The organism is Candidatus Alkanophaga liquidiphilum (assembly GCF_053996935.1).
The window spans coordinates 1-7,876 of record NZ_JBMXYC010000035.1 but is presented as its reverse complement, the minus strand read 5'-3'; the positions used below and the strand labels follow the sequence as shown (position 1 = coordinate 7,876).

Below are 7,876 nucleotides of genomic sequence, written 5' to 3'. Positions count from 1 at the left end.
GAGGGATGGGATTCTCCACATATTTAACCTTCTGTTCCTTTGGTAGCCCTTCATATAACTTGCTTGTGTAAAAGGGTGTAGAATCATGATTTATTCTGCCAGGAGAACCAAAGGAACTTGTTTTAGTCCCCCTTTTTCTTCTGTTGTTTCTCATTTTAATCTTCCCTCCAATAGTCTACCCATCTTTTATAAGGATCATAGTCAATTTTTGTCTTCTGCCAGTTTATTTCAATAACCTTAGATAAATTATCCTTAACTAAACTTGATAAAGCTTCTTTGGTTATCTCTACACCTCTTGGATTTGTGCCTGGCTTAGGGAGTTTAATATATCCATCCCTACCTACTCTATCAAAGAGCTTCTTTTGGGCTTCCAATGGAATGTAATAAAAACCTCCTACACTTTCCCAGCTAATTTGGATTAGTATAATATCGCAGTGTGGGTAATAGGTTTCTCTAAATTCTCTCGCCTTTTGTGCATCAACTGTCCATATGAGTTTAACTCCGCTAAATCCTTTACCAGTTATTGTCTTAATGGATATGGGCTCACCAAATAATTTTACATCAACTTCTGGTTCTGTAATTGGAATCTCAGTTTCTACATTCGCCTCCCCAAATTTATAGATAAGCAAAGCAATGATGATTCTTTCACGAAGAGAGCCAACTTCCATCCCGATTTTTCCTGCTCTTGAACTCTCAAGCTCTGCAAGCTGAAATAAATACGGCAGTTTATCTTTAATCCTGTTTACAAGCTTTGCATCCTCAAATATTTCTATTAATCTACTTGCCATCTTCTATTCCTCCATAAGCGAAATGGCGTATAACGTTCCCAGCATATACGACGTTGCGACTGAAGGGAGCAATGTCCCGAAGGAGGAGGGTGTCAGCCCGAAGCGTATATGCTGTGTTAGGCGACGTTTCATAAATAATCTCTGAAATCAAATTAGATATTTTCTGGATCGCATGTTATTTGAGTTACTCTTTCTCTCGGTAAATCAACAACTGACCAGGAAGGGGATCGAGGTTTCATATGATTCCGATAGTTACTTGTTTTGATCAATTTCACACCAAACTCTATTCCCTCTAATGTGACAACCGTACTGAAATGCTGCTTATATTCGTCTTTAAGTATTGCATAACAAAAAGCTATCCAGCCCTCAGCCCCATATTTTTTCGCCTCTCTCTCGATTTTATCTAATCTATTGGGTTGTATATGCGTTTCCCAAGGAAATGCATCTTCTCCATAACTTCCGAAATAAGGTAAATTTTTGCCAGCAACTTCAACGTATAGTTTTCTCCCGCTCTTATTAATCAGTATTTTACCGAGACCTAAGTTTTGATATTTGTACCCAACCTTTTCTAAAACTCTTTCCATTGCTTGGTGGTATAGCTTTCTACCTATTCTAGGCATGTTTTATCACCTCTGATTTGAATATGAAATGTCGCCTAACTCGTTCATATACGCAATGCGTATATCATCCCAAATTGAAGTTATATCTGCATTGCGTATATACTCATTCTGGATGCTTCTCACCTCCCAGCATATCCAGCGGACTCTTGATCTTACTCAGATTTTTGGTGCTCACGTGAGTATAAATCTCTGTCGTTTTTGAATGCTTATGTCCAAGCAACTCCTGAATGTATCTCAGATCAACTCCACTTTCGAGTAAATAGGTTGCAAATGAATGCCTCAAGGAGTGAACTGTCGCATCCTTCTTTATTCCAGCTTTATCCCTTGCTTTCTCAAAGATTGCCTGAACTGTTCTGGTTGAAACGTGCTTGTCCTTCTTCTTCCCAGGAAACAGCCATTTTTCTGGTTTGTATTTCTGCAAACATTCTTTAAGTGTTTTCAATGCCACTTCAGAAAGAATTGTGTAGCGATCCTTCCTACCCTTTCCACCCCTTATTCTGATCAGCTTTCTTTCCACATCAACATCCTCTATTTTTAACTTCACAACCTCTCCAACTCTTAAGCCTGCAGAATACACAAGCATTAGCATGGCTTTGTGTTTTATATTAGAAGTAGCATCCAGTATCTCCTTCGCTTCCTCCTTGCTCAAAGGCAATTTTTTTATCTTTTCTGGGACGTTTTACTTCATAAATAAATTCTCTCTTTAAAACCCCCTCATAACAGAACTTTAAGGCATTAATGATAATATTTAAAGTAGAAGTTGAAACCTCTTTCTTCTCAACCATATAGTAAAGGTATTTCCTGATGTCTTCATTTTCTATTTCTTCGGGTTTTTTCCCTGTATATAAAAGGAAATGCCTGTTGTATCTCATATAAGACTTGATCGTTCTTATTGAGTATTTCCCTATTGGAAGTTCTTTTTCTAAGGCAATCAGATAAAAATAAGGGTTGACAATGAGACTTTCACCAAACAAGTTTTGAAGCTTTGGAATCACTCCCTCACTGTAGGGGACTTCCCAGTATTTTCCCTTTGGATTCCATCTTCTTCCTGGGATTGTTTTTACTTTCTTTATTAAATCTTCATTGTAAGGTAGCTGGATTATAATCTTATTCTTTCCAGGTTCAATTCTCACGGCAGGAATTTTGCCTCTCCCTGCCATTTTATAAAAAGCGGGCTCCCCTATTTTAAATATTTTATGGCATCCTCTGAGTGTCTTTGAGACTTCAAAATGCCTAACACGTTGCTACGCGCGAATCAAGCGTCAGCACAGCAAGCACATCCGCTTTCGGATATAAGCTGTCGGCTGGAGCTTAGCATCCATGTGCGTCGCTTGTCTTTGTGGTCGAAGTCGGAGAGGCGTGTGCAGCTCCTAAGCCGCCGCAGCCACCACGATGCACGTTCTTACGGCTTCGATATTTGAGGGCGTCGCCCGTCTCGTCCACGGGATTGCCGAACCGCTCACGGCGGCTTACGTCACGGCTCACGGGTCTTCATGCAGCACCCTAATAATTTTCGGGAATATGTATTCAGCGATGTCCGCACGAGCGCCGCCGTGCGTGATCACAACATATTTCCCACCGCAAGTCTCCAGCGAACACGCCTTCACGAGCGCGACAAGCTTCGAGAAGAAGTCTTTGGTCAGCCCTCGGTCGCCGTAGTCGCCCTGACAGGTGTCGTGCCCCAGAATGTGGAATATCAGCTCAGGCTTAAATTTTTTGGCACGAGGCACGAATTCCTCCTCCACTTTTTTCAAATACTCTTCGTCGGTCGTCTGCCAGCCGACGTCCACGTCAATCTTCGTGCTTTCGCCTTCGACCTTCGAGGAGCTACAGAAGCAAACATGGAGCACGTCGCGGTCGCCGAGGAAGACGTTGCGAGTGCCGTCGCCGTGGTGAGAATCCGTATCGATGATTGCGAACCTTAGCCGCTTCCTCGCCTTCTCCCTGAGGTTCGCGACTGCGGGACCCGTGCAAGAGATATAAGTGCCGCCCCAAGCGTGGTCCGGCGACGCATGATGTCCGGCGGCGACATCGAACACGAGAGCGTTGTCAAGCTCGCCGAAGTAAACGAGCTCCGCAGCACGAACGCAGCCGCCGACGGAGAGCGCAGCGCCCTCGTAATACCACGCTCGCTTCACATCCTCCACAAACCTCTGCGTATGCACTCTCAGCAACAGCTCCTCCGAAACCTTTTCAGGGACGTAAAGTCGCACGCCTTCCAGCTTTAGCTCCGCTTCCATCGCTTTCGGGAAATTTTTAAACTTGCTGCCCATCACCGGCCATGAGTGCTTCGCAAATATCTCGTGGAAAAATACTCCTGTCCTCATGCTCTCCCCCCTTTATCCTCCTCCAAAAACGCTTTGATACATTCACAAATACGCTGGTTCTCTTCAGCCGTGCCGACGGTCACTCTCAAATATTCCCGACTGAGCCCGAGGACGCCACTTACATCCCGGACGATTATGCCGGAACGCAGAAGTGCTTCTGTGAGCGTCCTTGCGCCGACGCCCTCAGGCAGCCTCGAAAACAAAAAATTCGCAGCGGACGGGAACACTTTAAAACCAAGCTTTTTAAGCCTTGTCTCCAAAAACGCCCGCCCCTTGATTATTTTCCCCCTTGCCTCCTGATAGTATTCGAGGTTTTCGAGGGCGGCCGTCGCCGCAGCCACAGCAACACCGCTTATACAAAACGGCAACCGTATTTTCTCAAGTGTTGCTGCAACTTCTTTTGAAGCGATGGCGTAGCCGACTCTCAACCCCGCAAGCCCGAAGAACTTCGAAAAAGACCGCAAAACTACCAAATTATCCAGACCTGCGGCTTCCGCTGCAACACTCCACTTTGGATTCCCAAATTCCACGTATGCCTCGTCCACGACGATTATTGATGAGGATAACGTCTCAGCCACGCTTAAAATCTCGGAACGACGCATTTGAAAGCCCGTCGGGTTGTTCGGCGATGACAAAAACAAAAGCTTCACATTTTCCCCCAGCTCAATGAGATGTTCTGTTCTCATTTCAAAACTCTGCTCTTCGGTTTCCAGAAGCTCGACGCTTGCATCCCTGAGCATCGCAAACAACACATACATCGAGTATGATGGAACCGGTATGATAACCCTATCAAAAGCATCCAAAAAAATTTTGCAAACGACGTCAATAAGCTCGCTGGCGCCGCAGCCCACTGCAATGTTTTCAGGTGGCACGCCGACGTATTCACTTATATTCTCCTTAAGCTCCCGGTAATCGGATTTTGGGTATCTATTCGCCGTAGCTACCGCTTTATTAATGGCAGCCACGACGGCTTCCGGCGGCGGATACGGAAGCTCGTTCGACGCCACATTCACTATTCTTTCTTTGGGAATGCCATACCTCCTTAAAACATCCTCGGGAAAAACTCCAGCATTGTAAGGCTCTACAAGCCTAACTACCGGGCGGAACATTACGCTTTTTGTATGACTTTATAAAGCTTATCAAGTTTGTCGTCGAGGGCTTCGACGTCTTTGAACTCCGCCTCCTTTTCAGGGACGCCTGCAAGCGCCCAGAAGAGCCTCGCAACTATCTGTAATATCTTCCCCGCATAGCCCGGCGAGTATGGAACAAGCTCAGCGGCGGCATCTCCCAGCTCTTCCAAATGCTTCTTGTCGAGCGACGTAACCTTCTCAGAAGCCTCGCCGAGCACGGTAATCCCCTTCCCTATAACCCTCTCCCTCGCGGCATAAGCCCGAGCTGCAGGGCTTGTGATGCGGTGCACGCCCATGCTCTCACCTTTTGTGATTTAGGGCTTAAAGTATTTTAAGTGTTCGATGAATTTCAAATCTCATGGGCGCTGAAAAATACCTTGGCAGCATAGGTTACATACTCGCACTCGTTGGCATCTTCGTTTCAGTTCCGTATGCACGAACGTCTCTCTTGCAGCCCATAACACTCATCGGCTTGCTGATGGTAGCAATGGCGTGGCTGCTCCTCGGAATCCGTGAGAAGGATACGCTGCTCAAAGCTACTGGAGTAGCCATAATAGTAGCTCCTATAATCATACTTGCGCTGGCGTTTGCAGTCGCGTATCCGTTGTTGAAGCCACCTTCACCCCACGGCGTCCCGTTCGTCTCTCCGGGGATTTTCCTCAGTAAGCTCATTACCGTGTTCGTAGTAGCCGCAATCGTGATTGTCGCGGTCGTGATTCTGCACATCGCCGCTCATTTTCGTGCTGCCAGAAAGCTGCAAATCTCAACGTTTAAATATGCGGGCGTCACACACGCCGCTGCACTCGTCTTAGCCGTCGCCCTTACCGTAGCCCTTTTCACAACATTCTTAACACGAGCGCAAGAAATCCTCGGAGCAATGCTTATGGGCACCCCTCCTCTCGCACTGCTGAGCACGGTCATCCTTATCGCAATAATTATGGCGGTCGTCCAGATTGCAGCTTACATCCTGAGCGCCGTGAGCTTCCTCAAGCTAACTTAAATTCTTTGTTTTTCCTCTCCGCCATCAGAATTAGTTTTTAACAAAACGTGACAAATTGCGACGGCAAGCGCATCCGTGACGTCGTCAGGCCTCGGCGTCTCTTCCAAATGAAGCATTTCTTTAACACGACTCGCCACCTCCCTTTTCGTAGCTCGCCCGTAGCTCACGAGCGCCCGCTTCACGTGTGAGGGATTGTATTCAAAAACAGGAACGCTATGCGCCGCTGCTGCGAGCATGCACGCCGCCGCCGCTCTCGTGACGCTGAGTGCCGTCTTCACGTTGATGTTGAAGAATAACTTTTCTATCGCCATCTCCTGCGGCTGCTGCTGCTCGATGATTCGAGAGAGCTCCTCGTATATCTTTTTAAGGCGCTCCGCCGTCATCTCTCTCGGGCTCGTCCTGACGGCGCCGCACGCCACGCACCGCAGCTTACGACCACGGCGGCGACTCTCCAGCGAAACGACGCCCCAGCCGGTCGTCGCAGTCCCAGGGTCTATGCCTATGACCTTCACCAAGTTTATTTTGTTCCTGTCAATTTATTATGATGATATTCCATGCTTTGGGTTTACACATGCATCAGCCGCCGCGAAACTTAGCGTTCCTTCTAGAAGCTGACGAGTGGGAAGCCCGTCAAATAATTTTGTGCTACGAGCGCCCCTTGAAATACGTGAGGCGCTACGAAGACGTTGCGAGGCTGCACCTTGACTTTTCAGGAACTCTTCTCGAGCAGCTCACCGACGAGGAGGTTATAAGGAATTTCTTTGACATCGGCATTGACTTGGGGTTTGTGCATGAGTATGCGAACGCTGAATCCATAGAATTTCTGGGCTCTGGCTATTATCATCCCGTCTTCCCGTTAATCCCGAAGGACGACTGGAAACCGCAAATACTGCGGTGGCGGCGTCTTGCGGAGACACTTGGTTTTAAAAACGTAAAAGGGTTCTGGCCGCCTGAAATGGGCTTCTGCATGGAGCTGATCCCAACGTTGCGTGAAACAGGCTTTGAATACGTCATTGTGGACGGCTTTCACGTCGTGCCGCTCGAAGAAATGACCATGGCGGAGTTGCTTTACAAGCCGCACATCGCAAGCTATGAAGGCTATGAAATCGTGGTTATTCCCAGAGACAGAGACCTCAGCAACGCACAACAGAGCGGACTCGCCCCCACGTGGTTCGAAAACGAAGTTGTAAGCAAGTTGGAAAAATTAGGCGGCGTGAATGCCACAACTGAAAAACGACGAGGCTGTAAAAACGGCGGAGACGCAAAGAAATGCAACTTCGAAGATGAAAACTTCCTCATAACTACTTGGTCGGATGGCGAAAACGGCGGATGGTTCCGAAATATGCACGAACCTTCGAACTTCTGGGGACACTTCTTTGCCCCCTATATGGAAAAAGTGCAGGAAGGGGTCTCTAAAATAACACCAAGGTCAATAACTGAATTTCTGAGGGAAAATAGCCCTGAGAGCGAGGTCTTCGTAAGAACTGGCGCTTGGAACGTCGCAGGCAGGAGCGGCGTGGATTTCTCGCAATGGGCTGGCACTGATGCGCAGAAAAAAGCTTTAGGGGAAGTTTGGAGCATAAGCAAAGAATTCCACAAACTCGAAAAACAAGGAAAATTCAAGGGCTTGAATAAGAAGCTTGTGGAGCAGTTAGAAACGCTTATATTGCGTGCAGAGACGAGCTGTAACTTCTTTTGGGGCGAAACCTTCTTAAATCGGGCTTATGAGGACGTAAATTTTGCTAAGGAGATTATCAGGAAGGCACTCGGTCCTTCTTGGAGAAAATAGGTGTGGGGTTAGTGACCTCCTCCCCTCACTGAAGTGAAGCTCCTCCAGTGAGGCTCACGGGTTCCCAGTTCATCCACCCGCCCGGCAGCTCTCTCAGCCTTCCGGGCTCCGGTGTCGAGGGCTTCACTTCGGGTCGCCCGACCCTACGTCGATAAATAGTAAAGCGACATATATAAAACCACCCGCCTCCCCTGCTGCTACCTTTCAAAAGTAGGAATTAGC

The 7,876-nt window shown here is 47.3% G+C and carries 11 protein-coding genes; 2 read left to right on the top strand and 9 right to left on the bottom strand.

The features are described 5' to 3' along the window. Positions 1 to 155: 155 nt before the first annotated feature. From ACXJJA_RS04690 to ACXJJA_RS04655, 8 genes are all read right to left on the bottom strand, one after another. Entirely contained in the window at positions 156 to 788 is a 633-nt protein-coding gene (locus ACXJJA_RS04690; RefSeq protein ID WP_456487066.1) for a ThaI family type II restriction endonuclease, read from the bottom strand. 152 nt (positions 789 to 940) lie between these two features. Continuing rightward, positions 941 to 1,408 carry a hypothetical protein gene (locus tag ACXJJA_RS04685; protein ID WP_456487065.1) on the bottom strand — a complete coding sequence of 156 codons (468 nt, stop codon included), beginning with the start codon at positions 1,406 to 1,408 and terminating at the stop codon, positions 941 to 943. A 103-nt stretch (positions 1,409 to 1,511) separates the two neighbouring features. Beyond that, positions 1,512 to 2,057 carry a phage lytic cycle repressor MrpR family protein gene (locus ACXJJA_RS04680; RefSeq protein ID WP_456487064.1) on the bottom strand — a complete coding sequence of 182 codons (546 nt, stop codon included), beginning with the start codon at positions 2,055 to 2,057 and terminating at the stop codon, positions 1,512 to 1,514. After that, entirely contained in the window at positions 2,014 to 2,568 is a 555-nt protein-coding gene (locus ACXJJA_RS04675; RefSeq protein WP_456487063.1) for a site-specific integrase, read from the bottom strand. The genes ACXJJA_RS04680 and ACXJJA_RS04675 overlap by 44 nt, the downstream gene beginning before the upstream one ends. 151 nt (positions 2,569 to 2,719) lie before the next feature. Beyond that, positions 2,720 to 2,893: a hypothetical protein gene (locus ACXJJA_RS04670; RefSeq protein ID WP_456487062.1), complete on the bottom strand. Its 174-nt coding sequence runs from the start codon at positions 2,891 to 2,893 to the stop codon at positions 2,720 to 2,722. Beyond that, entirely contained in the window at positions 2,890 to 3,735 is an 846-nt protein-coding gene (locus ACXJJA_RS04665) for an arginase family protein (protein WP_456487061.1), read from the bottom strand. The genes ACXJJA_RS04670 and ACXJJA_RS04665 overlap by 4 nt, the downstream gene beginning before the upstream one ends. Continuing rightward, a complete protein-coding gene (gene hisC / locus ACXJJA_RS04660) occupies positions 3,732 to 4,844 on the bottom strand; it encodes a histidinol-phosphate transaminase (RefSeq protein WP_456487060.1) in 1,113 nt (370 codons plus the stop codon). The genes ACXJJA_RS04665 and hisC overlap by 4 nt, the downstream gene beginning before the upstream one ends. Beyond that, positions 4,844 to 5,161, bottom strand: a complete 318-nt coding sequence (locus ACXJJA_RS04655) for a hypothetical protein (RefSeq protein ID WP_456487059.1) — start codon at positions 5,159 to 5,161, stop codon at positions 4,844 to 4,846. The genes hisC and ACXJJA_RS04655 overlap by 1 nt, the downstream gene beginning before the upstream one ends. A gap of 62 nt (positions 5,162 to 5,223) precedes the next feature. Between ACXJJA_RS04655 and ACXJJA_RS04650 the strand changes: the two genes are divergently transcribed. Then, complete coding sequence (locus ACXJJA_RS04650; RefSeq protein ID WP_456487058.1) at positions 5,224 to 5,865, top strand: hypothetical protein; 642 nt, start codon at positions 5,224 to 5,226, stop codon at positions 5,863 to 5,865. Here ACXJJA_RS04650 and ruvC read toward each other — a convergent pair. Beyond that, positions 5,862 to 6,377 (bottom strand): crossover junction endodeoxyribonuclease RuvC, encoded by a 516-nt coding sequence (gene ruvC / locus ACXJJA_RS04645; RefSeq protein ID WP_456487057.1) that lies wholly within the window; start codon positions 6,375 to 6,377, stop codon positions 5,862 to 5,864. The genes ACXJJA_RS04650 and ruvC overlap by 4 nt on opposite strands. A 32-nt stretch (positions 6,378 to 6,409) precedes the next feature. On the opposite strand from ruvC, the gene ACXJJA_RS04640 reads away from it, so the two are divergent. Then, complete coding sequence (locus ACXJJA_RS04640) at positions 6,410 to 7,654, top strand: polysaccharide deacetylase family protein (RefSeq protein ID WP_456487056.1); 1,245 nt, start codon at positions 6,410 to 6,412, stop codon at positions 7,652 to 7,654. Positions 7,655 to 7,876 lie beyond the last annotated feature (222 nt).

What these genes read in the sequence shown, in the direction of transcription:
- ACXJJA_RS04690 (WP_456487066.1), bottom strand. Translation starts at nt 788, where the DNA reads ATGGCAAGTAGATTAATAGAAATATTTGAGGATGCAAAGCTTGTAAAC.
- ACXJJA_RS04685 (WP_456487065.1), bottom strand. Translation starts at nt 1,408, where the DNA reads ATGCCTAGAATAGGTAGAAAGCTATACCACCAAGCAATGGAAAGAGTT.
- ACXJJA_RS04675 (WP_456487063.1), bottom strand. Translation starts at nt 2,568, where the DNA reads ATGGCAGGGAGAGGCAAAATTCCTGCCGTGAGAATTGAACCTGGAAAG.
- ACXJJA_RS04665 (WP_456487061.1), bottom strand. Translation starts at nt 3,735, where the DNA reads ATGAGGACAGGAGTATTTTTCCACGAGATATTTGCGAAGCACTCATGG.
- hisC (WP_456487060.1), bottom strand. Translation starts at nt 4,844, where the DNA reads ATGTTCCGCCCGGTAGTTAGGCTTGTAGAGCCTTACAATGCTGGAGTT.
- ACXJJA_RS04655 (WP_456487059.1), bottom strand. Translation starts at nt 5,161, where the DNA reads ATGGGCGTGCACCGCATCACAAGCCCTGCAGCTCGGGCTTATGCCGCG.
- ACXJJA_RS04650 (WP_456487058.1), top strand. Translation starts at nt 5,224, where the DNA reads ATGGGCGCTGAAAAATACCTTGGCAGCATAGGTTACATACTCGCACTC.
- ACXJJA_RS04640 (WP_456487056.1), top strand. Translation starts at nt 6,410, where the DNA reads ATGATATTCCATGCTTTGGGTTTACACATGCATCAGCCGCCGCGAAAC.